General features: G+C 68.1%; 25 protein-coding genes and 1 riboswitch. Of the genes, 10 read left to right on the forward strand and 15 right to left on the reverse strand.

Annotated elements, in window-relative coordinates; translation table 11 throughout:
* The first annotated feature begins 61 nt into the window (after nucleotides 1-61).
* The 6 genes from NQJ30_RS04900 (at nucleotide 62) to NQJ30_RS04925 (ending at nucleotide 4095) form a co-directional block, all read left to right on the forward strand.
* Nucleotides 62-691: a HutD/Ves family protein gene (locus NQJ30_RS04900; protein ID WP_255768628.1), complete on the forward strand. Its 630-nt coding sequence runs from the start codon at nucleotides 62-64 to the stop codon at nucleotides 689-691.
* A 120-nt stretch (nucleotides 692-811) separates the two neighbouring features.
* Nucleotides 812-877: riboswitch (guanidine-III (ykkC-III) riboswitch) on the forward strand.
* A 9-nt stretch (nucleotides 878-886) separates the two neighbouring features.
* Nucleotides 887-1210 (forward strand): DMT family transporter, encoded by a 324-nt coding sequence (locus NQJ30_RS04905; protein WP_255768629.1) that lies wholly within the window; start codon nucleotides 887-889, stop codon nucleotides 1208-1210.
* Nucleotides 1210-1572, forward strand: a complete 363-nt coding sequence (locus tag NQJ30_RS04910; protein ID WP_255768630.1) for a DMT family transporter — start codon at nucleotides 1210-1212, stop codon at nucleotides 1570-1572. The genes NQJ30_RS04905 and NQJ30_RS04910 overlap by 1 nt, the downstream gene beginning before the upstream one ends.
* A 9-nt stretch (nucleotides 1573-1581) precedes the next feature.
* Nucleotides 1582-2229, forward strand: a complete 648-nt coding sequence (locus NQJ30_RS04915; RefSeq protein ID WP_255768631.1) for a nucleoside/nucleotide kinase family protein — start codon at nucleotides 1582-1584, stop codon at nucleotides 2227-2229.
* 171 nt (nucleotides 2230-2400) lie between these two features.
* On the forward strand, nucleotides 2401-3402 hold the full coding sequence (locus NQJ30_RS04920) for an aldo/keto reductase (RefSeq protein ID WP_255768632.1): 1002 nt from the start codon (nucleotides 2401-2403) through the stop codon (nucleotides 3400-3402).
* 42 nt (nucleotides 3403-3444) lie between these two features.
* Nucleotides 3445-4095, forward strand: coding sequence for an MBL fold metallo-hydrolase (locus tag NQJ30_RS04925; RefSeq protein WP_255768633.1), 651 nt, complete (start codon nucleotides 3445-3447; stop codon nucleotides 4093-4095).
* A gap of 146 nt (nucleotides 4096-4241) precedes the next feature.
* Here NQJ30_RS04925 and NQJ30_RS04930 read toward each other — a convergent pair whose 3' ends face one another.
* Nucleotides 4242-6188, reverse strand: a complete 1947-nt coding sequence (locus NQJ30_RS04930) for a DEAD/DEAH box helicase (protein ID WP_255768634.1) — start codon at nucleotides 6186-6188, stop codon at nucleotides 4242-4244.
* Nucleotides 6189-6621: 433 nt separating this feature from the next.
* On the opposite strand from NQJ30_RS04930, the gene NQJ30_RS04935 reads away from it, so the two are divergent.
* Complete coding sequence (locus tag NQJ30_RS04935) at nucleotides 6622-7344, forward strand: class I SAM-dependent methyltransferase (RefSeq protein WP_255768635.1); 723 nt, start codon at nucleotides 6622-6624, stop codon at nucleotides 7342-7344.
* A gap of 20 nt (nucleotides 7345-7364) precedes the next feature.
* Here the strand turns inward: NQJ30_RS04935 and NQJ30_RS04940 are convergent, their stop codons facing one another.
* From NQJ30_RS04940 to NQJ30_RS04985, 10 genes are all read right to left on the reverse strand, one after another.
* On the reverse strand, nucleotides 7365-8741 hold the full coding sequence (locus NQJ30_RS04940) for an MFS transporter (protein ID WP_255768636.1): 1377 nt from the start codon (nucleotides 8739-8741) through the stop codon (nucleotides 7365-7367).
* Between the two features lie 136 nt (nucleotides 8742-8877).
* Nucleotides 8878-9780: an alpha/beta hydrolase gene (locus NQJ30_RS04945; protein WP_255768637.1), complete on the reverse strand. Its 903-nt coding sequence runs from the start codon at nucleotides 9778-9780 to the stop codon at nucleotides 8878-8880.
* Nucleotides 9777-10454: a TetR/AcrR family transcriptional regulator gene (locus tag NQJ30_RS04950; protein ID WP_255768638.1), complete on the reverse strand. Its 678-nt coding sequence runs from the start codon at nucleotides 10452-10454 to the stop codon at nucleotides 9777-9779. The genes NQJ30_RS04945 and NQJ30_RS04950 overlap by 4 nt, the downstream gene beginning before the upstream one ends.
* Nucleotides 10451-12058, reverse strand: coding sequence for a class I adenylate-forming enzyme family protein (locus tag NQJ30_RS04955; protein WP_255768639.1), 1608 nt, complete (start codon nucleotides 12056-12058; stop codon nucleotides 10451-10453). The genes NQJ30_RS04950 and NQJ30_RS04955 overlap by 4 nt, the downstream gene beginning before the upstream one ends.
* Nucleotides 12055-13269 carry a branched-chain amino acid ABC transporter permease gene (locus tag NQJ30_RS04960; protein ID WP_255768640.1) on the reverse strand — a complete coding sequence of 405 codons (1215 nt, stop codon included), beginning with the start codon at nucleotides 13267-13269 and terminating at the stop codon, nucleotides 12055-12057. Before NQJ30_RS04960 ends, NQJ30_RS04955 begins: the two co-directional genes overlap by 4 nt.
* Nucleotides 13266-14141: a branched-chain amino acid ABC transporter permease gene (locus tag NQJ30_RS04965; RefSeq protein ID WP_255768641.1), complete on the reverse strand. Its 876-nt coding sequence runs from the start codon at nucleotides 14139-14141 to the stop codon at nucleotides 13266-13268. Before NQJ30_RS04965 ends, NQJ30_RS04960 begins: the two co-directional genes overlap by 4 nt.
* Nucleotides 14138-14947, reverse strand: a complete 810-nt coding sequence (locus NQJ30_RS04970) for an ABC transporter ATP-binding protein (protein ID WP_255768642.1) — start codon at nucleotides 14945-14947, stop codon at nucleotides 14138-14140. The genes NQJ30_RS04965 and NQJ30_RS04970 overlap by 4 nt, the downstream gene beginning before the upstream one ends.
* The gene (locus NQJ30_RS04975) at nucleotides 14944-15708 is read right to left on the reverse strand and encodes an ABC transporter ATP-binding protein (protein WP_255768643.1); all 765 of its coding nucleotides are present in this window, start codon (nucleotides 15706-15708) and stop codon (nucleotides 14944-14946) included. The genes NQJ30_RS04970 and NQJ30_RS04975 overlap by 4 nt, the downstream gene beginning before the upstream one ends.
* An 11-nt stretch (nucleotides 15709-15719) precedes the next feature.
* On the reverse strand, nucleotides 15720-16916 hold the full coding sequence (locus tag NQJ30_RS04980) for a substrate-binding domain-containing protein (RefSeq protein ID WP_255768644.1): 1197 nt from the start codon (nucleotides 16914-16916) through the stop codon (nucleotides 15720-15722).
* Between the two features lie 249 nt (nucleotides 16917-17165).
* Nucleotides 17166-18455 carry an MFS transporter gene (locus tag NQJ30_RS04985; RefSeq protein WP_255768645.1) on the reverse strand — a complete coding sequence of 430 codons (1290 nt, stop codon included), beginning with the start codon at nucleotides 18453-18455 and terminating at the stop codon, nucleotides 17166-17168.
* An 89-nt stretch (nucleotides 18456-18544) separates the two neighbouring features.
* Here NQJ30_RS04985 and trmB point away from each other — a divergent pair, with 89 nt between their 5' ends.
* Complete coding sequence (gene trmB / locus NQJ30_RS04990) at nucleotides 18545-19468, forward strand: tRNA (guanosine(46)-N7)-methyltransferase TrmB (RefSeq protein ID WP_255768647.1); 924 nt, start codon at nucleotides 18545-18547, stop codon at nucleotides 19466-19468.
* Between the two features lie 25 nt (nucleotides 19469-19493).
* On the opposite strand, the gene NQJ30_RS04995 is transcribed toward trmB, so the two are convergent.
* Together NQJ30_RS04995 and NQJ30_RS05000 are read right to left on the reverse strand one after the other, a co-directional pair.
* Nucleotides 19494-19937, reverse strand: coding sequence for a hypothetical protein (locus NQJ30_RS04995; RefSeq protein WP_255768648.1), 444 nt, complete (start codon nucleotides 19935-19937; stop codon nucleotides 19494-19496).
* Between the two features lie 43 nt (nucleotides 19938-19980).
* Entirely contained in the window at nucleotides 19981-21561 is a 1581-nt protein-coding gene (locus NQJ30_RS05000) for a hypothetical protein (protein ID WP_255768649.1), read from the reverse strand.
* A 245-nt stretch (nucleotides 21562-21806) separates the two neighbouring features.
* Here NQJ30_RS05000 and NQJ30_RS05005 point away from each other — a divergent pair, with 245 nt between their 5' ends.
* Nucleotides 21807-22673, forward strand: a complete 867-nt coding sequence (locus NQJ30_RS05005; protein WP_374113219.1) for a DUF1206 domain-containing protein — start codon at nucleotides 21807-21809, stop codon at nucleotides 22671-22673.
* Between the two features lies 1 nt (nucleotide 22674).
* On the opposite strand, the gene NQJ30_RS05010 is transcribed toward NQJ30_RS05005, so the two are convergent.
* Both NQJ30_RS05010 and NQJ30_RS05015 read right to left on the reverse strand, forming a co-directional pair.
* The gene (locus NQJ30_RS05010) at nucleotides 22675-23340 is read right to left on the reverse strand and encodes an anti-sigma factor family protein (protein WP_255768650.1); all 666 of its coding nucleotides are present in this window, start codon (nucleotides 23338-23340) and stop codon (nucleotides 22675-22677) included.
* Nucleotides 23337-23837, reverse strand: coding sequence for a sigma-70 family RNA polymerase sigma factor (locus tag NQJ30_RS05015; protein WP_255768651.1), 501 nt, complete (start codon nucleotides 23835-23837; stop codon nucleotides 23337-23339). The genes NQJ30_RS05010 and NQJ30_RS05015 overlap by 4 nt, the downstream gene beginning before the upstream one ends.
* A gap of 225 nt (nucleotides 23838-24062) precedes the next feature.
* Between NQJ30_RS05015 and NQJ30_RS05020 the strand changes: the two genes are divergently transcribed.
* Nucleotides 24063-24608: a COG4315 family predicted lipoprotein gene (locus NQJ30_RS05020; protein ID WP_255768652.1), complete on the forward strand. Its 546-nt coding sequence runs from the start codon at nucleotides 24063-24065 to the stop codon at nucleotides 24606-24608.
* The last annotated feature ends 7 nt before the right edge of the window (nucleotides 24609-24615 follow it).

Raw genomic sequence — 24615 nt, forward strand, 5'->3', positions numbered from 1 at the left:
GGGTCATTACAGTGATCCCGGCCTGCGGCGGGGGCATCGGCACACGAACTAGGCTGGACGGATGGAGATCATCCGCTTCGCAGAACTCAGGTCCGAACCGTGGCGCAACGGCGGCGGGGCAACCCGCGAACTGGCCAGCCATCCGAAGGCGGCCTCCGCGCAGGACGGCGCCTGGGACTGGCGCGTCAGCATCGCCGACGTCACCAAGGCCGGGGACTTCTCGGCGTTCCCGGGCATGGAGCGGGTGCTGACCGTGCTTGAGGGCGAACTCCTCCTGCTCACCGTTGACGGTGCGGAGCATCCGTTGGAAAAGTACCGGCCGTTCAGGTTCTCCGGTGACGCTGCCGCGCACGGTGCCCTGCCCACCGGCGACATCCGGGACCTCAACGTCATCACGCGGGCGGGTTCGTTCAAAGGCTTCACGTCCATCATTGAGCTCTCCAAGAAGCGTGCGCATCCGGTCTTCGAGGGCCAGCTGGCCGTGCTGCTGCAGGGACAGGCCACCGTCAGCCCCGGCGCGGCCGTGGAAGCGGACGGCACAGAAGATGCCGACGGCGGAGCTGCCGCAAGGCCCGCTGAACCCGAGGCGCTCAACCGCTATGACGCCGTCGTCGGTTCCGATACCCGCTCCCCCGAGATCCTGGGCCGCGGCTTCCTGGCCGTCGTGTCGATCGACCGCGTCGCAGGCTGACCGCGGGGCAGGCTGACCGCGCAATCCCGGCCCATCTCATCCCAACTGGGGAGTGGAACCCCGCTGGTGAAGTTGGCCACCAGACCGACCACCCGCCGTCGGGCGTTTGCTACGCTGTTGACAAGGTCCCGCACTGGGGCCTCCGGACGACGGTTCAGTACCCGGCGCGCGACAAGACTGGCCAAAGGATCTGTCATGTCGTGGGTAATCCTCATTCTTTCGGGGTCGCTGGAGGCCGTGTGGGCCGCCGCCCTGCACCGGACCTTTGAATCAGCCGGCCGGCGCCGCATCGCACCCGCCCTCCTCTTCCTGGTCTCCGTCCTGGCCAGCATGGCCGGGCTCGCCATCGCCATGCAGTCCATTCCCACCGGGACCGCCTACGCCGTCTGGGTGGGTGTGGGCGTGGTGCTGACCTCCGCGTATGCGATGGTCACCAAGGCAGAACGTCCGACGACGGCGCGCCTGCTGCTGCTGACCGGCATCGCCGCGTGCGTGGTGGGCCTGAAGGTGGTGGCGTAATGAACAAGCGTTCCGTTGCGTGGCTGTTTTTGCTGGTGTCCGCGGTGCTCGAAGCCGTCTGGGCCACCGCCCTCGGCTTGTCGAACGGCTTCACCCAGCTGCTGCCCACCATTGTCTTCGCCGTGACCTCCACGCTGAGCATGATCGGCCTGGGGCTCGCTATCCGCAGCATCCCGCTCGGCACCGCCTACGCCGTCTGGGTGGGGATCGGAGCTGCCTTGACGGTGGGCTGGGCCATGGCCACCGGCGTCGAACCCTTCAGCCTCCTGAAAGTGCTGTTCATCGCCGGGATCGTGGGGTGCGCGGCCGGGCTGAAGTCGCTGCCTGCCGACGCAAAGGTCCGTGAGGACCAGCCGGTTTAGGCTTTTGCCATGGACTCCCCCGAAATCACCGCGGCGCTGACCGCGCTGCGGCACAGGCTCGCCGGCAACACGAACGGCGGGTCCGGCGGCCCTCGGACCCTGCTGGGTATCACCGGGGCCCCTGGCTCGGGCAAGTCCACCTTCGCCGCGCGCCTGCAGCGGGAGTTCGGCCCGGGCGTTGCCGTGGTGGTTCCGATGGACGGCTTCCACCTGGGCAACGCCATCATCGACGGCACACCGCTGCGGCAGCGCAAAGGAGCAATGGACACGTTCGACGTCGGCGGGTACCTCTCGCTGCTGCAGCGGCTGGTGCGGCGGGACGAGGCAGTGGTCTACGCCCCGGAGTTCCGGCGGACTCTGGACGAACCGGTGGCAGCGTCCATTGCCATCCCGGCCTCCGTGTCCCTGGTCATCACCGAGGGGAACTACCTGCTCGCAGACACGCCGCCGTGGAAGGACGTCCGGGCGCAGCTGGACGAGGTCTGGTTCATGGACACGCCGTCTGCGGTCAGGTTGGCCCAACTAGTGAACCGGCACGTGGAGTTCGGCATGGAGCGGAGCGCCGCGGAAGCCTGGGCCTCGGGCCCGGATGAGGCCAACGCCGTGCTGATCGAGGCCACCCGGGCGGGAGCGGACCGGATCATCCCCTGGGGCTAGGCCTCTCTCCGTCGACCAGCGAGATCTCGGCGCTAAGCGGGCGCCGTAACGCCGAGACGTCGCCACTCGATGCGTGGGCCGGCCATAAAACCCACACAGAGCCCGGAATACCATTGACGGGCACGGGGTTCTTGGCTGGGACAGCCTTTTCTCAACGAACGGAGCGCGCTCATGACTGCATCAGCACCATCGGTACACCTCGGGGACGGCCTCACTGTCAGCCCCCTCGGCTTCGGCGGAATGGCCCTCACGCCGGTGTACGGCGACGTTGACCCGGACGATGCCCTTAAGACCCTGCACCATGCGGTGGATGCCGGCATCAGCTTCATTGACACGGCGGACATCTATGGCGGAGGCAGCAACGAGGAACTCATCGCGAAGGTGTTGAAGGACCGGCGGCAGGAGGTTCAGCTGGCCACCAAGTTCTCCCTCGTGGGCACGCCCACCACCGGCTACACCGACGTCCGCGGGGATGCGGCGTATGTCCGGCAGGCAGTGGACGCCAGCCTGAAGCGGCTGGGCACGGACGTGATCGACCTCTACTACATGCACCGCCGTGACCTCCGCGTTCCGATTGTGGAAACCGTGGAGGCCATGGCGGGGCTTGTGCAGCAGGGCAAGGTCAAACACCTTGGCCTGTCTGAGGTGACCGCGCAGGAGCTTGCCGAAGCCCACGCGGTACATCCGATCGCCGCAGTCCAAAGCGAGTGGTCCATTTGGAGCCGCGATGTGGAACGCAACGTTGTTCCCGCCGCCGCCGGACTGGGCGTTGGTTTTGTGCCGTATTCGCCGCTGGGCCGGGGATTCCTCACCGGCACCGTGGACGCGTCCAGCCTTGGTGCCGACGACTTCCGACGCCGGATCCCCCGATTCGCCGAAGACGCCGCCGCTGCCAACCAGGCAGTGGTGGCCGCCGTCCAGGCCGTGGCCGCGGAGCTGTCCGCAACCCCGGCGCAGGTAGCCCTCGCCTGGCTTCTGGCCCAGGGCAAGCGGCTGGGCCTGCCCGTGGTCCCCATCCCCGGCACGCGCAAAACGCAACGGATCGACGAAAACCTGGGTGCCTTGTCCCTGGTCCTTACCCCGGCGCAACTGAACGCACTGGACGAGGCTGCGGACGCCGTCGTCGGCTCCCGTTCCGCGGATCCCACGTGGGTGTCCGAGGGCCGCGAATAGCCAGCACCGTGAATAAACAGCAGCGTGAATAAACTGGGGCGCATGGAAACCCTCATTCATGACCTGCAGGACATCTCCATCCGCCGGATTTCGGTCAGCGAGATGGACAACAACGTGTATCTGCTGACCGCGAAGCAGTCGGGCGCGCAGCTGCTGATTGATGCCGCGGACAACCTTCCGGCCATCCGGGGGCTGCTGCGGGACGCAAACCTGGACACCGCCGCAACACCCCGCCTTGCCCTGATCGCCACCACCCACCAGCACTGGGACCACGTCCGGGCGCTGGAGGAACTGGTGGCCGCCACCGGCTCACGCACTGCTGCCGGCGTGGATGACGCCGCGGCACTGCCTGTGAAGGTGGACGTGCTGCTGAACCACGGCGACGTCGGCAACTTCGACGGTTTCGACGTGACCGCAGTGCACCTGCGCGGCCACACGCCGGGTTCCATCGCGTTTGTCTACCGGGACCCGGCCGGGCCCGCCCACATCTTTTCCGGGGATTCGCTCTTCCCCGGCGGTGTGGGCAACACCCAGAAAGATCCCGAGCGGTTCAACCAGCTGATTAATGACGTCAGCGAGCGGCTGTTCGATGCCTACCCGGATGACACGGTGGTGCACCCGGGCCACGGCAAGCCCACCACCCTCGGCGCGGAACGCCCGCACCTGGAAGAGTGGCGCGCCCGCGGCTGGTAGGCAGGCTTAACAACCAATCGAGTGCTCCGTAACCGCCGTTTAGAAGGGTCATAACGGCAGTTACGGAGCACTCGGTGGCGTTTAAGTTGGGCCCACGCCGGCAGGGTTCCCTGGCCGGGCTTGCGAGGTTTGGGAGCCGGTGGGGATTAGCGGCTGCGGCGTTCGTTCGAAGCCGGAGCCGACGCGCGGCGGGGACCGCTGCGGGCCAGACGGCCTTCACCGGAACGGCCGTTGCCGCCGTAGGAGCCACCCGAAGTACCGCCGGTGGTCGAAGACCAGACAGCCTTGTTGCCGCCGGTTGCGCCCGCACCGGCAGAGCGCTGTCCGCCACCGGTCCGGGCACCCGTACCCGCGCCGGCACCTGCTGTGCGTGCGCCGGCTGCGCGCTGGCCCGTTGCCGGACGGCCGTTACGCTGTCCGCCGGAAGACGCCGGGCGGCCGGAGGAAGCCGGACGTCCGGTGCCGCCGCGAGGAGCATCGCTGCGGGTTACGCGTGAATCCGTGCGGCCATCAGCGCTGCGTCCGTCTGAACCGCGGCCAGCCGATGCACGGCCACCTGCTGCGGGAACGTCGTTGCGATGGGTGGAGGCAGCGGTGCCGCGGCCCCTGGCGTTGCGTCGTGCAGCAGCTGCTGCAATGGCGCGGTCCTCGTTCTGCTCAGCTACGCGATCGAATGCTGCCCGCGCCTCGGTGCGGCCTTCGTAAGCCACGGCGCGGCGTTCTGCACGGGGCAGGTCGGTGCGGGGAGCCTCGGTGGAAACACGTCCGCGGCCACCGCGTCCACCACGGCCACCCGCGGTGGGTGCAGCCTGGCCACTGCGGCGGGCGCGCTTGCGCTCCGCGTTGGCTCCGGTGGAGGTGCCGCCGCCCTGCTGCTTGGCCTTGGTAGCCAGCAGTGCCGCACGGGTGCGGGGATCGATCTTGTCGGCCATTTCGCCCACGAGTTCAGCAACCAGCGGGGAGTTGGCCGTGACGCGCTCGAAGTTGACCTCGACGCCGGCAGCCTTCATCAGCTTCTTGACGTCGGACTGCTGCTCCGGGAGGGTCAGCGTGACAACGGTGCCGTCCGAACCCGCACGGGCCGTACGGCCTGAGCGGTGCAGGTATGCCTTGTGCTCTGTGGGCGGGTCAACGTGGATGACCAGTTCGACGTCGTCCACGTGGACGCCGCGGGCCGCGACGTCGGTGGCCACCAGGACGCGCACGTCACCGGAGGAGAACTCGGCGAGGTTGCGGTCACGGGCGTTCTGCGAGAGGTTGCCGTGCAGGTCGACGGCGGGGATCCCGGCGTCGGTCAGGGTCTTGGCGAGCTTGCGGGCGTGGTGCTTGGTCCGCATGAAAAGTACGCGGCGGCCGGCACCGGAGGCGAGCTCGACGATCAGCTGCTTCTTGACAGTCTGGTCGTTGACAACCAGCACGTGGTGTTCCATGGTGGTCACCGCGGCCTGCGGATCGTCCACGGAGTGGGTCAGCGGGTTGGACAGGTAGCGCTGGACGATCTTGTCCACGCCGTTGTCCAAGGTAGCGGAGAACAGCAGGCGCTGGCCCTGGCTGGGGGTCATGTCCATAAGCTTCTTGACCACGGGCAGGAAGCCGAGGTCGGCCATGTGGTCGGCCTCGTCCAGGATGGTGACCTCTACGCCTTCGAGGGTCAGGATGCGCTGGCGGATCAGGTCCTCCAGGCGGCCGGGGCAGGCGATGACAATGTCGACGCCGGCGCGCAGGGCCTTTTCCTGGCGGGCCTGGGAGATGCCGCCGTAGATCACGGTGGTGTTCAGGCCCATGGCCTTGGCCATCGGCTCGATGGTGGCATTGATCTGGGTTGCCAGCTCGCGGGTCGGTGCGAGGACCAGGCCCATGGGGCGGCCGGGCTTGCGGAAGTGCTTGGCTTCCCGCTCAGCGAGTCTTGCTACAAGCGGGATGGCGAAAGCGATGGTCTTGCCGGAGCCGGTGCGGCCGCGGCCCAGGACGTCGCGTCCGGCCAGGGTGTCCGGGAGGGTCTTGACCTGGATGGGGAAAGGCTCAACGATTCCCTGGGCTGTGAGGGTCTCGGCAAGTTCTTTGGGCGTGCCGAGGGCAGCAAAAGTAGTCATAGATTCAAGGTCTTTCAGGCGGTATCCGTGCGGATATCGGCCCCCGATGCCGGTTGGCTCAAGGGTTTCGCCGAAGAAAAGTCAGGTGATCAACCGGGCTGCTGCCCAATTCAGGGCGGCGGCTGGGACCAAATGGAACGCGTTCATCGACGCAGGATGTGCCTCTCACATGAAAAAACCCGCTTCCCAACGTTTGGGACTCCAACCAAGGAGCAAGCGGGCATCACTGCACATCAAGTCCCCTAAGCGTACCACCCCGCGGCCCGCAGCCCCGATTCCTGACCCTCCCCCGCCCCATGTAGGTCGCAGCACATGTCGGTTTGAGGCCTCATAACAGCATCTGCTGCGACCCAGTTGGGTGGGGATCGCGGTGGGGAAGGGACGCGCAGACGGGACCGTTGCCTTCGAAGCCGCGCCGGGGCAGGCTTGAGGCATGACTGAACAGGGCGGGGACCACCAGCACGGAACGCACGACGGCGACACTCACCAGGGGGATCAGCGGCAGCAAAGCGCGGCCGAAGCCTGGGACGAAAAATACGGCAGCAAGCCACAGATCTGGAGCGGCAAACCCAACGCCCAGCTGGTCCGGGAAGGTGCGGGGCTGCGGCCCGGCAAGGCACTGGACCTCGGTTGCGGCGAAGGTGCCGACGCCATCTGGCTCGCGCAGCACGGCTGGACGGTCACCGCCGTCGACGTGTCCGCCGTCGCACTGGAACGCGCGGCCAGGCACGAAAAAGACGCCTTGGACCGCGCCAGTGTGCACGCCGGCCCGGGCGCCATCGCCAGCCGCATCCACTGGGAACAGTGCGACCTGGACGAGTGGCAGCCGGCGGAGGCTTACGATCTTGTGTCGTCCCATTTCCTGCATGGTCCCCAGCTGGTGTGGCAGGGCCCGCTGCGGACCGCGGCTGCCGCGGTCAAGCCCGGCGGCACGCTGCTGATTGTGGGCCACCACCCCCACCGCCTGCCGCCGTGGGGAAACCACACCAACCCGGACATGTTCTACACCCCGGAGCAGCTCGTGCAGGAACTGGGCATCGAATCCCCGGGCTGGCAGGTGGAGGTAAGTACCACGCGGGAACGGCCTGCCACGGGTCCGGACGGTGAGGAAGCCGTCATCTCCGATACCGTGCTCCGGGCCACCCGCCTCCTCTGAGTTTTTGTCCGGCAGGAGGGTTAGCGGGCGACGCGCGGGGCTACGGCCACCGCGGCGACGGCGAGCACCGCGGTCAGGGCGAAGACCCCGGCGAACGATTCCGCCGTCGTCGTAAATGCCGCGAACACGATGCCCGTGGCGGCGAGGGCCAGCGCGCCGCCCAGCGAGTCCGCGATGGACATCGCCGAGCTGTTGAAGCCCTCATCCGCCTTCGTGGACAGCGCCAGCGTCATCACGCTCAGCCGGGGATAGAGCAGTCCCATGCCGCCGCCGGCGAAGATCCAGGCGGCGATCGCGACGACGGCGGACCAGTGCAGTGCCGATGTCGCCAGCGTCAGGACGATGGCCAGCAGCACCAGCGCGGCACCCGTGCGCACCGCCGTGCGGTGGGGCAGCCGCGGGCCGAGCCTGCCCTGGACCGCGGCGGCACCGGCCCACGCGACAGCACCCGCGGTGAGGGCCAGCCCCGCGAACGTCGGCGCAAATGCATACCGGTCGATCAGCAGGTACGGCAGGTACACCTCCGCCCCGAAAAACGCCGAGCCCGCAAGGCCACGCGTCAGGATGACGCTCGGCAGGCCCCGCCGCGCGAGCAGTGTTCCCCGCGGCACGAGCGGGCGCACCGCAACCAGGGCAATCACGACGGCGGCCGCGGCCAGGAGCGCCGGTGCGGCGGAAAGTCCCGCGATGGTGACGTCCGCGGAGAGGTTCAGGCCCAGCACCGCGAGCGCTGCGAGCGCAGCCCAGGCAATCCGGCCCACCGCCCAGGGCGGCGGCGTTCCCTGTTCCGCCGGACGGTCAATGCCGCGGAGCACCGGAACAATCATCACCAGCGCGGGGACCACCAGGACCACAACGCCCAGGAAGACCCAGTGCCAGCTCAGGACCTGGGCCACCAGGCCGGCAGCGAACGGCCCCACCAGCGACGGAACCACCCACGCCGCGGAGAAGGCAGCAAAGATCCCCGGGTGCAGGGCCGCAGGGTAGACCCGGGCCACCACCACGTAGAGGGCCACTGTCAGGGCCCCGCCGCCAAGTCCCTGCACCAGGCGTCCGCTGACCAGCATCGGCATGGACACTGCGGTGCCCGCGATGATCAGGCCGAGCACAAACAACCCCACGGCGGCGTAGAGGGGCAGGGCCGGCCCCCGCCGGTCGGACCAGTTTCCGGCCGTCACCATCCCGATCACCCCGGTGGCCAGCGGCCCGGCGAAAGCCAGTGCATACAGGCCGGCGCCGTCCAGTTCGCGGCTGACCACGGGCATGATGGTGGTCACCGCCAGCGATTCGAAGGCCGCCAGGAATACCAGGGCGCACGCGCCGATGGTCACCCACAGGTATGGCCGCTGCAGGATCCCGGCGGTGGTCCCTGTTGTAGGGAGGGTGGAATCGTGCACGGCACCAGCCTGATCAGTCGTTGTGCAGGCCACCGTATCAGCCCCCTCCCCGAGTTATTGTCCAGGTAACCCTCTTTTTTGGCCGGAAAACCGGCATTATCTGGACAAAAACTCCAAGGGTTGGGGTTGGTGTGGGTTACCGGACGGCCAGTGCTTCCTGCACGCTTTCCGCGACGGCGCGGGCGCCGGCCTGGCCCATGACAATGGTGTAGTGGTTAACGTCGGGCACCTCACGGACGCGCAGGCTCGGCAGTTTCCCCGCCCACTCGTCAAGATAGCCGGGGGCGTACAGGGCCGCCGGTTCGTTGAGGAGGCCCCGCGGCGCACGGAGCACCCGGGTATCCACGGCCAGTTCGTCGAGCGCCTTGAGCAGCGAGGCGCCCCGGTGCAGCTCGGCGGTGTCCTCGGCCATGGCCTGGTAGCTCGTGGCCGGCCTCAGCTCCGGCTCCTCCCCCGTCAGGTCGTAGTCCACGTACTCCTCCACGAACTGATCCCAGTCGCTGAACGCGGGGTGCTGCCGCCAGAACGACCGGTAGACCTCGCGGCTGGGGAACGTGGAATTCAACCGTTCGGCGGCCGGGCCCAGCACCGCCGCCACCACGTCCTCGTCCGAAATTCCGGCCGGCACCTGCAACGGCAGGCCGCCGTCCACCAGCACTAGCGACCGGACCAGCTCCGGGAACAGATTCGCCAGGACCACGGAGGCGAACGCACCCATGGAATGCCCAACCACCACCACCGGCCCGGTGGTGAGGGCGCCCAACACCCCGGCAAGGTCCTGCGCGTGCGTGGGCATCCCGTAGGGCCCCGGCAGCGTATTGCTGCGGCCCCGTCCCCGCAGGTCGGGGGCGATGATCCGGGTATTGGGCAGCGCCTCCGCCAGGTACGGCCACGCCTTGTGCGATGCCGTCACGCCGTGGACCGCGAGGATGGTGGGCGCCAGGGGATCATCCGGGCCCCAGAGGGCGGTATGCAGGGTGCCGCCGCGGACCTCGACGTCTGTGGTCCGGTATCCGGTGCTGCTGGCTGCTCGGGTCATGGGGCTTTCCCTTCCTGGGGCGGGATGGAACCGGCGGGTGTGGGCGCGTGCGGGGTGGCGCCGGGTGCGAGGGCCCGCTCGATGAACTGCATCATCTCTTCGAACACGTCCTCCGGGACGTCAGGCCGGGCGCCCGGGACAGGTTCGGTGCCTTCCTCGTCCCAGAGCACCCAGCGCATGCCGATCAGTTCGCCGATCCCCATCAGGGCCCACGCGGCAACGGTGGGATCCATGTCCCGGACCTCGCCGTTCAGCTGGGCCGCCTTCAGGCCGGCGATGTAGCCGTCCACAATCCGGGTGTAGTGGAGCCGCAGGGCGCCGGGGGACACGAACTCGGCCTGCCGGATGATCCGGTAGAGCGCCGGGTGCTCAGCCGTGAACCGGAAGAAGGCCCGGAACCCGGCCCGCTCGGCCTCAATCCGGTTGGTGGCGCTGCGGGCGGCATCGGTCATCGCGTGCCGGACCCGCCTGTTGAGGTCTTCCACCACTTCGTCGAAGATGGCCTGCTTGCCGTCGAAGTACAGGTAGAAGGTACCGAGTCCGACGGCGGCCCCTTCCGTGATCTTCACGATGGAGGCTTCGTGGTACCCCACCGACGCAAACACCGTTTCGGCTGCTTCGAGCAGTTTGGCGCGGGTGCGTGTTCCCCGGGCCGTGCGCGGCTGGGCGCTCATGGCCGGCTGCCTTCTGCGTGGTGTGCTGCGTGTTCGGGCAGCGCGGGTTCCTGTTCTGAGAGCTCCTGCCGCAGCCTGGACCGAAGCACCTTATTCAGCGCAGTCCGGGGCAGTGCCGTCACCATGGAGATGCGGGTGGGTACCTTGAAGGCGGACAGTTGCGTGGCACAGTGTTCCAGCAGTTCCTGCTCGTCAGTGGCCATGCCTGCACGTACCACCACGAACGCCGCACCGCTTTCGCCCCAGTGCCCGTCCGGCACGCCCACCACGGCGGCCTGCGACACGGCGGGATGTGCCAGGAGCACCGCCTCCACCTCGGCCGGGGCGACGTTTTCGCCGCCGGAGATGTAGATGTCCTTGATCCGGTCCACCACCCTGATGTACCCGTCGGCGTCGCGTTCCACCAGGTCGCCGGTGCGCAGCCAGCCGGCCGCGAGGACAGCTGCCGTGGCGGCGGGGTCGCGGAAATACCCGGCGAACACCCCGGGGCCGCCCACCAGGAGCTCACCGGTGGCGGCCCCGTCGTAAATTTCACCGGTGACCGGATCGGCAACCGCGACCGCGACGTGCGGGTATGCCTTCCCGGAGTAGCCCACCATCCGTTCGGCGTCCTCGTTGGCCAGGCACAGGACGTTGGGCGAGGCCTCCGTGAGCCCGTAACCCTGGCTCAAGGCCACCCCGCGGCGGTGCCAGATCCGCAGCAACGGCGCCGGCATCGGCGCGCCGCCCACCACGGCGTGGCGCAGGCTGCCGAGGTCCGTCCGGGCGAAGTCCGGGTGTTCGGCGAGCATCAGGTACTGCGTGGGCACGCCCATCAGCATGGTGACGCGCCGTTCTGCGATCAGCTGCAGGACCCGGCCCGGTTCGAAACCGCGCTCCAGGACCACCGTGGCGCCGGCCCACCAGGCCAGCAGCGGCTGGATGTTCCAGCCGCCCACATGGAACTGGGGCAGGACTGCGAGCACCACATCTGTACTGGCCATGTCCAGGGTCCGGGACAGCGCCAGGTTGGTCCAGAAGCAATTGGCATGGGTCAGGACGGCGGCCTTACTGGCCCCTTCAGTGCCGGAGGTGAAGATCATGAGGAGGGGGTCATCGTCGCGGACTTCCCTCCCGGCGAACGGCGCTGGAGGCAGCACACGCGACGGCGCGGGCACGGATTTTTCGACGCCGCCGGGCCCGGGCGCCACGGTCCGCGGCGGTTGGGGCAGCAGGGAGCACGCCGCGGCCGCCAGGGCGTCCAAGTCGTTTTCAACGAGGAGCAGCTGGGGGTCCGCGAGTTCCAGCTGGGCGGACAGTTCGCGCGGCGAAAGCCGCCAGGACAGCGGCACCAGCACCAGCCCGGCCTTGGCGCAGGCGAAGAACACCACCACATGGTCCGAGCTGTTGCCGGTCAGGGTGGCGATCCTGTCGCCCGTGACGTAGCCGGCGGACTGCAGTGCCGCGGCGAGGTCGGCTGCCCGGCGTTCCAGTTCGGCGTAGCTCAGGGTGAGGCCGCGGTCGTCGATGGCGATCCGGTGCGGGGTGGCCAGGGCGCGGTCCGCGGTCCAGCGGCCCAGCGTGTGCAGGCCGTCCGGCCGTCCCGGGCCTGTTGTGCCGGTCATGCTGCTTCCTCCAGGATCTCGCGGGACTCCTGCACCCTGCTGGTGCCGCGCCGGCTCCGGCGCTGCGCCAGCCGCTGGGCGGCACCCGTGAGGCCGCCGGGCAGGAACAGCACCACCAGGACGAACAGGGTGCCCAGGATGAAAAGTGGTTCTGACAACGGTACGCGCAGGATGTCCGGGAGCCCATCGATGGCATCGGAATTTGCCAGCGCGGTGAGGCGCTGGTCCAGGATCGTGTAGAAGACACCCCCGATCACCGCACCCCAGCGCGAACCCACGCCGCCCAGCACCACCATGACCAGCAGGGTGATGGTGAGGTCCGCGGACACGGCCCGGGGGACGGCGCCGCTCTGCAGCAGCAGGAACACCATGCCGATGATGCAGACCAGGACGGCGGAGACCACGAAGATCAGCAGCTTCACCAGGTAGGGCTGCAGGCCGAGGACCCGCACCCGGAGTTCGTTTTCACGGACCGCCGCGGCCACATGGCCGGCGCGGGAGGACTGCACCCACGTGACGATGATGAAGACGGCCACCAGCACGGCGAGCGCCAGCCAGTAAAGGTTGCGGGTGTTGACCACGCCCACCAGGAAGTCCGGCAGGTTGTCCGTGCGCAGGGTCAGGCCTTCGTCGCCGCCGGTGGTGCCTTCCGGGTTGCGGCCCACCACCACCGAACCGGCCTGTGCGAAGGCGAGGGTGACCATGGCAAACGGGATGCCGCTGACCTTCAGGCTGATGCTGCCCACCACGTGGGCCAGCACGATGACCACGAGCAGGGTCAGGCCCATGGCCGGGAGCAGCGGGATGTCCAGGTTTTGCAGGATGATGGCCAGCCCGTACACCCCGGCGCCGAAGTAGAGGGCGTGGCCGAACGAGAGCAGGCCGGCGACGCCGAGGAGCAGGTGGTAGGTCAGTGCGGCGGCGGCCATCAGCATGCACATGGCCAGCAGCTGCAGCGACCCCGGCGTGTAGGTGGGCCCCGGCAGGACCCCGGGCAGGGACAGGTTGAGCAGCGGCAGCAGGATCAGCAGGACGACGCCGGCGAGTCCGGCTGCGGTGCCCGCAATCCTGCCGCGCGTCAGGCGCAGCGGTGGGCGGCCGCCGTCGTTCGCGGTACGACGGCGGGACGCGGCAGCGGTGCCTGCCTCCCCGCCGGTTGTGGGCCCGGCGGGCGCGCCGTTGGTTTCCGTGGCGTCGGTTTCGGTGGTCATGAGGTTCTCCCGAGCAGGCCGGAGGGGCGGAACAGCAGGACAAGTGCCAGGGCCAGCACCACAACGAAGTCGCCGGTGCCGCCGAGGTAGAAGTTGGCGAACTGCTGCAGCACCGCCACCGCGACGGCGCCGATGGCTGCGCCGGTCAGGGACCCGAGGCCGCCGATCACGGTGACGATGAAGGCGAAGATCAGCAGCGAGCCGCCCAGGAGCGGCGAGACGTAGCCGAAGTAATGCGAGGCCAGGACCCCGCCCAGGCCCGCCGCGGCACCGCCGATGGTGAAGACCAGCGTGAACGCCTTGCGGACGTCGATGCCGAGCGCGGTGACCATGGACCGGTTCTCCACGCCGGCCCGGATGATCATGCCGTAGCGGGTGTTCTTGAGGAAGAACACCAGGGCCAGCAGCACCAGGACGGCGGCGATGATGCAGATGAAGCGGTCGTTGGGAATGCGCGCGCCGAGGATTTCGGTGGTGTCCTTGAACCAGGCCGGACCCTGGATGAAGACCGGGTCGGTGCCCCAGATGCCGTCGAACAGTGCCACCGCGGCGAGCGAGAGGCCCACGGTGATCAGGACCTGCTCGATGTGCCGCTGGTACAGGCGGCGGATGAGGACGAATTCGGTGAATGCGGCGAACACGGCTCCGGCCACGGCCCCCACCAGCAGGGACAGCAGGAACGTCCACCAGTTGTCGGCACCGGTCCGGCGGGCGATTTCCCAGCCGGTGAAGGCGCCGAGCGTCAGGAAGGCACCGTGGGCGAAGTTCAGAACGCCCATCAGTCCGTAGATCAGGGACAGTCCGGCGGCCACGAGGAAGTAGAGGGCCCCGAGGCCCAGGCCGGTGAAAAGCAGCAGGACAACGGTGCTCACAGGGCTGCGCCTTTCTCGTGCGCGGCGGCGGTTTGGTGGCGGGGTGCCGCGTCGTGGGCGGCGCCCTCGGTGGAGACGCCCAGCAGCCGTTGCGTCAGCCCGTCGTCGTCCAGGAACTCCAGGGCGTTGCCGGTGTGGACCACGCGTCCGCCGGAGAGGACCACGGCGCCTTCCGCCAGCCTGCGGACCACCTGCAGGTTCTGTTCCACCAGCAGGATGGGGACGGTCTTGGCCGCTTCGGCGAGGGTCTCGGCCACTTCGGCCACGATCTTCGGCGCCAGCCCCTTGGTGGGTTCGTCCACGAGGAGGACCTTGTTGGTGTTCAGGAGTGCGCGGGCCAGCGACACCATCTGCTGCTGGCCGCCCGACAGGGTCCCTGCCATCTGGCCGGCGCGGGCCAGCAGGTCCGGGAAAAGCTCCTCGACCAGCTGCCGGCGGGGTGCGGCGTCGCGTTCGGCGAGCCTGAGGTTTTCGGCGACGGTGAGTTTGGAAAACACTTCACGGTCCTCCGGGACATAACCCACGCCGCTCCGGATGATCTTGTAGGTGGGCTCCTTTTCCACCCGGACGCCGTCCAGTTCCACCTCGCCGGTCCGGTCAATCAGGCCGATGATGGCTTTGATGGTGCTGGTCTTGCCCACGCCGTTGCGGCCCAGCAGGGCGGTGATGCCGGTGGCGGGAACCGTGAAGGACACGTCCTCCACCACCTGCTGTCCGGCGATGTGGGCGTTCAGTCCTGCGATCCTGAGGATAGGGCCGCCGGGTTCGGGATTTCGGGGATTGGGGCGCTGTGCTGCGGCGGTCATACGGGTTCTCCAAGGTAGGCACTCTGCACGGTGGGATCGGCCATCACGGCATCGGGGCTGTCCAGGGCCAGCAGGCTGCCGTGGTGCATCACTGCCACCCGGTCCACCAGCCCCAGGACCACGTCCATGTGGTGCTCCACCATCATTACGGTGCAGCCGCGGTCGCGGTGCATCCCGCGGATGATCGCGGTGAGGGACGGGACGTCCCCGGACGCAACGCCCGCCATCGGCTCGTCAAGGAGGACGACGGCGGGATCGGTGGCCAGGAGGACGGCGATTTCCACCTTGCGTTTCTCGCCATGCGAAAGGTCCCCCGCCGCCGTCGTGAGCTGGCTGGTAAGCCCCACTTCACTGATGGTGCCGCGGGCAATCCGGGTGGCCTCGTCCGAGCCGGCCGGGAACCTCAGCAGGTTGAGGCTGCCGCCGATTTTGGCCTGCGCGGCGAGCCGGACGTTTTCCAGGACGCTGAGCCGGGGGAACAGGTTTGACGTCTGGAAGGTCCGCCCCAGCCCTGCCTTGGCCCGGCGGTGGACGGGTGCTGCCGTGATCTCCCTGCCGTTCAGGCTGATGCTGCCTTCGGTGGGCCGCATCACCCCGGAAATCAGGTTGAACAAGGTGGTCTTGCCGGCGCCGTTGGGGCCGATGACGCCGATCATTTCTCCGGCGCCGACGGCGAAGCTCACGTCCTGGAGGATGCGGGCACCGCCGATCTGCAGACCGAGTCCGTCCACCGCGAGGGCAGGCAGGGCTGGAGCGTTCATGTCCTGATCCTCTACTTCTTCTCGGGCGGTGCCACCTGGTCGCCGGGGACCACCTTGACGAGCTCGGGTGCCCAGGCAGCGCTCTTCTGGACGAGCTTGACCTGGTACATGTCCTGGACCAGTGCGTGGTCTGAGGCCCTGACGGTCTCCTTGCCCTTGGGGCCGTCGAAGCTGAAGCCTTCGAGCGCCTTGACCATGGCGTCGGTGTCGGAGCCGCCTTCCTTGATGGCCTGGACGATCATCTGGCCGGCCACGAAGCCGTCCGGGGTGAACAGGTCGGCCTTGGCGCCGGCCTTTTCGACGGCGGCGATCATCTTCTTCTCCACCTCGGTGCCGGAAGCGCCCGGGAAGTAGTGGTTCAGGAAGCTGATTTTGCCGGTGGCTTCCCCGTAGGCGCCGAAGGTGGACGCGTCGCCCAGGCCGGTGACCACCGGGGCGGCATCGAAGGCGCCTTGCTGGCTGAGGGCCTGCCACATGGTGCCGGAGGTGGCTCCTGCCCAGGCCACGAAGACCATGTCCGGCTTGGCGTCAACCAGCTGGCGGGCGAACGGGGTCAGTTCCTGGCCGTCCGGGACGAGGACGGACTCTACGGTGGCGCCCTTGGCTCCGAGGACGGCCTTGACGGCGGCCACGTTGCCCTGGCCGAAGGCGTTGTCCTGCGCGAAGACCACTACCTTCTTGCCGTTGGTGTCGATGAAGGAGCCGGCGGTGGCCACGTCCTGCAGGCTTTGGCGGCCCGAGCGGAACGTGTACTTGTTGATGCCCTGGATGGCGTCCGTGGCGGCGGGACCGGAGATGTAGAGGACCTTGTTCTGGGCCGCCTGCTCGGCCAGCTTCAGCGCGATGCCGGAGACCACGGTGCCGCCGATGATCTTGTAGCCCTTGCCGATGAGGTCCTTGGCTGCCGTCACTGCCTTGTCCGGATCGCCGCCGTCGTCAGCGTACGTCAGGTTGATCTTGGCGCCGTTGACCGCACCGGTGCCGCCGGTGGCGTGGTCGATGCCGGCCTGGAGGCCCTCATAGTAGGTGGCACCGTAGGCGGCCAGCGGGCCGGTCTTGGAGTAGATGATGCCAACGTCCACCGGTTCGGCCGACTTGGTACTGCCGGACTCGGCCGGGGTGGCGGCTCCGGGCGTGGGCGCGCAGGCGCTGAGGGCCAGCCCCGTGGCCATCACGGCGGCGAGCAGGAACTTCTTCGTATCCTTCACGGGATGCCTTTCGTACTAAAACTGGGGATTGTGGACAACGGGTGCGATTAAGAAATCGTGAGCAAACCTGAAAGGTGATTCATGTTACGGCAAATCTAGGGCGTGACTCATCAACTGTCAATGGAATTCCCCGCCCGATTTAGGCAACGCGGGGTCACCAAACACCCAATAGACGGCGCGGAGGGGACATCAAGTGACCCCGCGTCGGTGTGTGGCGGGCGGGGTGCGTGAGGTGGGTGGGGTCGGGGGTTAGCCGCCGACGTACCGGTTCCGGCCGGCGCGGTAGCCGAACACCGCGGCCAGGGAGCCTACGCCGAGGAACAGCAGCCCGGCGGCGGTGAAGGAGCCGGTGGACTGGTGCAGCTGGCCCACCAGCAGCGTCCCGGTGGATCCCACGCCGTAGCCCACGCCCTGCATCATCCCGGACAGATGCGCGGCGGTGTGGCCGTCGCGGGTCCGCAGCATGATCATGGTCAGGGCCACCGCAGTGAGGCTTCCCTGCCCGAGTCCCAGCAGCCCGGTCCACACCCAGATGAACTGCAACGGCCCGAAGATGCTGAGCGCGAAGCCGCCGCCGGTCATCAGTGCCACCAGCACACTGATGGCACGCTGGTCCCGGAACCGTGCCGCGAGCGCAGGGGCGAACAGCGAGCCCAGCATCTGGAGCACAATCGAAACGGACACCATCAGCCCTGCGGTCCCGCCGTCGACACCGCGCTCGCGCAGGATGGGCGCCAGCCACGCGAACACGCTGAAGGACATCATGGCCTGCAGCACCATAAAGATGGTCACCTGCCAGGCGACCTCCGAGCGCCACACGTTGACGCCGTCCGACGCGGCCTGGTGCCGGACGGGGTGCTGCCGGAGCGCCACCGGAAGGAACAGCAAGAGCACGACGACGGCGGGCAGCGCCCAGAACCAGAGCCCCGCCGTCCACTCCCCCGTTGCCGTGAAGACCGGGTAGGTAAAGCCGGCGCCGAGGGCGGCCGAGGCGCAGATTGCCGTGGTGTACAGCCCGCTCATGAGGCCCAGCCGGTGCGGGAAATCGCGTTTCACCAAGCCGGGGAGCAGCACGTTGCACAGGGCGATGGCTGCACCGCAGGCGGCCGTCCCCACGAGCAGGGCCGGCAGGTGCCCGGCGCCCGGCAGCAGCCCGCCCAGGTCCGCCGGCCGCAGCAACAGCCCCGCCGTGAGGACCGCCATGGCGCCGAGCAGCACGCGCTCCGCCCCGAACCGGCGGGCCAGGACAGGGGCCAGCGGCGCAAACACGCCCAGCAGCGTGACGGGCACGGTGGTGAGCACCACCACCGCCCAGCCCGGCAGGCCGGCGTCGGACGTGAGCTCCGGAAGCACCGCGGCGAAACTCGAGAAGACCGTCCGGAGGTTCAGGCCGATGAGCACCAGGCAGAGGCCCAGGTATGCCAGGGCGCGGCGGCTGCGGGGCCCGTCCGGGAGCTCCGTGGGGGACGCCGGGGGAACATCGTCGATTTCGGCGTCGACGAGGAATCCGGGTACGTCAACGTTGTCAGCACGGGTCACGGCACCCATTGTGTCAGGCGGCAGTGGGCGCCATCACCAAGGCCATCCCGAAACCGCTGCCTGCCCGCAACTCAACTACTCTGGAAGGGATGAGTGAATCCCCAGAATCTCCCCAGCCTCCGCATGTTCCGCGGCCGGTGACGCCCGGAACCCAGGCCTCCTTCGGCACGTACGGCGGCAGGCCCGTCAGCTTCGTGCGCCGCGGCACCCGCCTTCAGGGCAGGCGCCAGGCGGCCTGGGAAGAGCACGCGGACCGCTGGGCCGTGGACGTGCCGCGGCACGTCGCCAACACGTCCGTCCACCCGGATTACACGTTCGACGCCGAGGCGGAGTTTGGCCGGAAGGCACCGCTGATTGTGGAGATCGGGTCCGGGCTGGGTGACGCCATCTGCCACGCCGCCGAGGAAAATCCTGACACGGACTTCCTGGCGGTGGAGGTCTACACACCGGGCCTGGCCAACACCATCATCAAGATCAACAGCCGCGGGCTGCAGAACGTGCGCGTGGTGGAAGCGAACGCGCCCGAGGTCCTGGCCACCATGCTGCCGGCAGGGTCCGTCAGCGAACTCTGGGTCTTCTTCCCGGACCCCTGGCACAAGTCGCGCCACCACAAACGGCGCCTCATCCAGCCCGAGTTTGCCGCGCTCGCTGCACGGGCGCTCAAACCGGGCGGCCTGTGGCGGATTGCCACTGACTGGTCCAACTACGCCGTCCACGTCCGCGACGTCCTGGCGGGCTCCGCCGACTTCGAGAACCTGCACACCGGCGAGCGCCACGGACCCGAAAGCCCCCTCACCCAGGTGTGGCAGTCCGGCGTCGAATCCCTGGTGGGCGGCGCACCGGTCCGCGAGGGCAGGGCCCCCGTCAGCACCGAACATACCGGCCCGAACGAGGGCGTGGATGAAACCGGAGGCTGGGCGCCGCGCTTCGAGGGCCGGATCCGGACCAGCTTCGAAGCCAAAGCCCATGAGGCCGGCCGGCTGATCTTCGACCTCTGCTACCGGCGCCGCTGAGCCGCGGAAGGCGAGTGGCCGGGGGTCAGGCCACGCTGATGGACGAAACGATCTCCTTCAGCATGTCCACCCGCGGCTCAATCTCCGGGTTCACGTAGGGCCAGATCACCACAACACCGATGAACCGGTTGTTCTCCCAGACGCCGACGCTGGCTGCCACCCTCGCCGCACCGTCGGGGTCCGAGTAGCCAACCAGGACGGCGTACGCGGACTTGCCCGGCAGGTTCAGCGCGCCCTCGGTCAGCACGGTACCGGCACGTTCGAGATAGAAGTCCGACATGACGTGCGCCCAGCCGTTGGCGCCGGGGGCATCGGTGACGGAGGTGTCGTCCTTGATCACGGTGACCAGGACACCGCCCAGGAGGCCGTACTGCTCGGTGTTGGGTCCTGCGGCGGAATCCTCGAGGACCTGGGTGTGTTCGGGAAAGTCTGCGGTGAAACCCAGGGGGGATTCGATGTGCACTGACATGGTTGCTCCTTAGCGGTAAGTCTTGGGATCAGGCACGGCCACGTCAGAGCCGCTCGAGCTTGGTGTCGTTCGCGACCTTATAGTACGTGGACACGTTGGTGGTCGCCTTGTTCTCAGTCTTCAGCTCCACCTCGCCCGCCTTGAAGTCCACGCCCACCTCATTGGAGGCCGTCACCACGTTGTTCACCTGTACCGTGGCCGAACCTGCCTCATACAGCTTGGCCGCATCCGCAGCCGCCGCGCTGTCGTTGCCCAGCGCCACATTGCGCATGTAGCTGTCGATCACCGGTGCGTTGTCCGGGGTGTAGTCGATGTCGATCTTGACGGTGCTCTGCGTCCCGACGGTCACGTTGGACTCGAGCTTGGCGCCTTGCAGGTCCGGCCCGGCACTGGCTCCCTGCGCTACGTTGCCCTCCATGGACACCACGATCGACTTGATGCTGCTGTCCTTGTCCAGGTTCACTTCCAGGCCCCCCTTGCCGGAGGCCGTGAACAACTGGCCATCCAGGTCCAGCTTGCCCTGGGCTGACACCTCCCCGCTGCCCTTGGCAGTACCGTCCGTCAGGTTCCGCTCGTAGGCAAGATCCAGCTTGGCGGAGCCGGACGCGGGCCCGGCATCGCCTTTGGCCTCGAAGGAGAGGGTTCCCTTGACCTTGTCGTCCCAGCTCGTCGCGCCGTTGTGGTCCGCGGCCTCCTGGATGGTGGTCATGAGGTAAGCAGGCGCGTTGGCGGCCACGTCCTTGACCTCTCCGATGCTGTCCGGGGGAAGGTCCCGGTACATCTGGTTCCGGGCAGCCACGGCCTCTTCGACGCTGCCGAACTTGTACTCGCGCGATCCCTCTCCGTTGAGCGTGATGTTTCCCGATCCGGTGGTGTCGTTGACACCCACCCCGACGTTTCCGTAGACCTTGAGCGTGGCTGACCCGTCGGCGTTCTCGCTCACCACCGTGCCCACTTCCGCGCCGGCGTGGAACCAGGCGATCCGGCCGTCGATGGTGGCCTTGCCGCTCTCGGTATAGACCGGGGTGTCTGCGAGGGCGAGTACCTTGAGATGCTCGGCGGCCTGGTCCTGGGCGGATGCCGGGATGCCTCCGTCCATTTTCATCAGCTCGGCGGCGAGGGGTCCGTGCTTGCCTTCGCCTTCGATCAGGTACTGACGGTCAGCCTCGGACAGGGCCGCCCACCATTTGGCCTGCTCCTCCGGGGTGCCCTTGAGCGCCTGGTCGAGTCCCTGTTCGAGCTCCTGGCGGTGTGCCTGCGCCTCGGCAGCTTTCTGCATCTGCTCTTCAAGCCAGGTCTGGGCGCGGCCGCCCAGACCCTTGAGCTTGTCCAGGAAGCTTCCGCCGCCACCGGCGCCGGCGGCATCGGATGCCTTTTCCTGCTCGTTGGCGTGCTGCAGGAGCAGTTTGGAGTTGTGGCGCAGGCTGGACGCCACGCGCTCCAGGGTGGGGCGGTGGCTTCCGGCCCAGTCCTGCCGGAACCGCTCGCCGTCGATGCCCTTCCAGGGTGCGGACTGAATCTGCCCTTGCAGGGAGCTGGCCCGGCTACTGAGCAGTGTGGCCGCCTTGTCGACGGCCTTCGCCAGATCACGCAGCTGGCTGACGTCCGCGCCGTAAAAAGTCATGGTTTTCCCCCGGAAAGTGAAACGAGTGGGTTTATCGCTGAACTTATGGTCGCACGGCGGCCAAGACCCGGCGATGGGGATCACTCCCCATCCCCGCCTTCACCGGCGGCGGGATCGTCGGCGCACCTCACGGCCGCCCGGAGCGCGGGCAGCGGGATCATCAGCGCACCTCACCGGCACCCGGAGTCCGGGGCTGTCGGCGGCAGTCTTTGCGTGGCACGATAAGAATTGTGTGGGGGCACGCAATTTGCGCCTCCCTGGCGCCGGCAAAAGGAACCGTCATTAAAAGAGAATTAAGGCAGGCCGCAGACGCTGCGGAGGACGTCACCAACTCGCGAGTTTTGGAGCTGCTGGCACGGGCGGGGTTCGCCGCAAGCGGCATCCTGCACTTCCTGATCGGGGCAATCGCCATTCGGCTCGCTATGGGCGGTACGGGGAACGCGGACTTCAGCGGGGCCGTGGCCGAACTCGCCGGCCAGCCCGCCGGCCCGTTCCTCTTGTGGGCAAGCTTCGCCGCCTGCGCGGCACTGGCGGTGTGGCAGGCCAGCGATGCGATCTTTGATTACACCAGGCTTCCCACCAAGAAAAAGGTGGGAGAAAAAGCCAAGGCCGCAGCGCAGGCCCTGGTGTTCGCCGGGTTCGCCCTGACACTCCTGGCCTTCGCCATGGGCACGGGCTCCGTTAACGACAACAGGCAAAAGGCGAGCGACCTCACCCTGACCGTGATGAAGGCACCCGGCGGCGTGGCCCTGTTAGTCCTGGTGGGGACAGCCATCGCCATCACCGGCGCGGTCTACGCCATTCGGGGAGTCAGGAAATCCTTCGAAAAGCACCTGGTGATGCCCAGTTCCCCACCGGCCCGGACAGCCGTCACCGTCCTGGGCGTCGCCGGCTATGTTGCCAAGGGCGCCGTGCTGCTGCTGACCGGACTGCTGATCGTGATCGCCACCCTCAGGGCCCATCCGGAAGACTCCACGGGCCTCGACGGCGGCCTCAAGGCGCTCCGCGACCAGCCCTTCGGCGTGTACCTGCTGGCCGCTGTGGGGGCCGGCCTGATCTGCTACGGCGTGTACATGGCGGTCCGGGCCAAGCTGGCGAAAATGTCCAGATGAGCTACGGAACGGTGATCACGGCGACGGTTTTCTCGTCGTCGTCGCGCAGTTCCACGGTGGCGATGCTGGCCAGCTGAACAGGTGTGGCGCCGGTGACCTTGACCCGCCCGCTCGGCGTGGCGGTCCAGGCGCACGCGCGGTCCTCCCCGCCGGCACGGTCCCGCACCCACAACGAGTACGTTCCGGTCAACGGCATGCTGCTGCCGTTCACCGCCAGTTCCGTGCCCCAGGTCTTCCGGGCCAGGTCCACGCTGAACCGCAGGCCGTTGTCCGCCTGGACCGAGTAGCTGGCATCCGGCTGCGGCGGCCGGTTCAGCAGCGGCCCTGCGGCCACGCCCAGCGCGAGGCACGCGGCGGCGACGGCGCCCACCAGCCCGGCCCACCGCCGTCGTGATTTACGACGGCGGGTGGCCAGTTCGGTCAGGACCGCCCGGGGCACCTGGGCACCCGGCTCTGCGGTGGCAGCCGGACGGGAAGTTCCGGTCAGTGCCACCGCGTCCGGCACGGGAAGCGCGGCCAGCAGGGCCGGCAGGCTTTCCAGATCGGTGAGCTCCGCGCGGCAGTCGGCACACTCCTGAAGGTGCTGCCCGAAGCGCTGCGAATCGGCGGCATCCAGTCCACCCAGCACATAGGCGCCCAACAGATGGTGCAGGTCGGCGGCGTTCACCGTTCCACCCCCATCTCATCCAGGATGGTCCGCAAAGCGCGGACCGCATAGTAGGCCCGTGACTTCACGGTGCCGCTGGGAATGTTCAGTTGCACGGCGGCTTCATTGACGGTGAAGCGGCGGTAGTGGAGCGCCACCAGCACGTCACGGTGTTCGCTGCTGAGCCTGACCAGGGCCTCTTCCATCAGTACCCGGTTGAGCAGTTCGTCCACCCGTTCAGCGGCTTCGGCGGGATCGGCGACCTCCCGTTCGGTGACCTCGCTGGGCCGCCGCTGGGCTTTCCGGTAATTGTCGATCATGATGTTGCGTGCCGTCCGGAAGAGGTAGCTTCGCAGGCTGCCGGTGATATCCGGGGCCTTCTGCCAGACCCGGAGCACGGTCTCCTGGACCACGTCCTCGGCCAGTTGCGGATCCCGCGAGGCACTGAGCACGAACCGGCGCAGGGCGGGGCCGTGCTCGCGGTAAATCGCGGCCACCACTTCCTCGTCCAGCGGCATGCCGCCTCCTTCAGTCCCTGACGCCCCATCCGCGGTCCCCCGTTTGCTGCCGGGACCTCGTGTCGGCTGATACGACGTCCGCCGCGCGTAAACGGTTCACTGCCGGCGATCCGGGGGCGATCAGGGGACGGCCGGTGCACCATGCTTGAACCATTCTTCACCTTTGGCCGTCTTATGGTTAGCGTTCGGCGATCCGACGCCGGGCCCCAGCGAGGGAGCACCTCCATGAAGAAGCATCCGGGCACAAGTCTTGCAGCGCTGGCCCTCCTGGCCGCGCTGGCAGGCTGCGGCGGCAGCCCCGGAACCACCAGCACATCGGCCGCGCCCGGCGGGTCCGCCACAAGTCCGACGGCCTCGTCCTCCGCCCCGGCCGCGGGCCCGGGCGCCACCCCCGCAGCACCCGCCGTCGACCTCATGACCGCGTCCTCAAGCGCCGGCAAGATCGTGGTGGATGCCAAAGGCATGAGCGTCTATTTCTTCGCAAAAGACCTCAAGGATTCCGGCACCAGCGCCTGCACAGGAGCCTGCCTCATGTCGTGGCCACCGGTCCAAAGCAACGGAACCATGCCGTCCGCTGACGGGATCACTGGAGCGCTGGGCACCATCACCACGCCGGACGGGACAAAGCAGCTGACCCTGAACGGACTGCCGCTGTACCACTACTCGAAGGACATGAAGCCGGGCGACGTCATGGGGCAGGGCGTCGGTGGCCTCTGGTACCTCGCGGATCCGGCCGGGGAGATGATCAAGGCCGAGGCGCCGGGCTACTGAGGGTGGC

The sequence above is a fragment of the Pseudarthrobacter sulfonivorans genome, assembly GCF_024391045.1.
Taxonomy (GTDB): Bacteria; Actinomycetota; Actinomycetes; order Actinomycetales; family Micrococcaceae; genus Arthrobacter; species Arthrobacter sulfonivorans_B.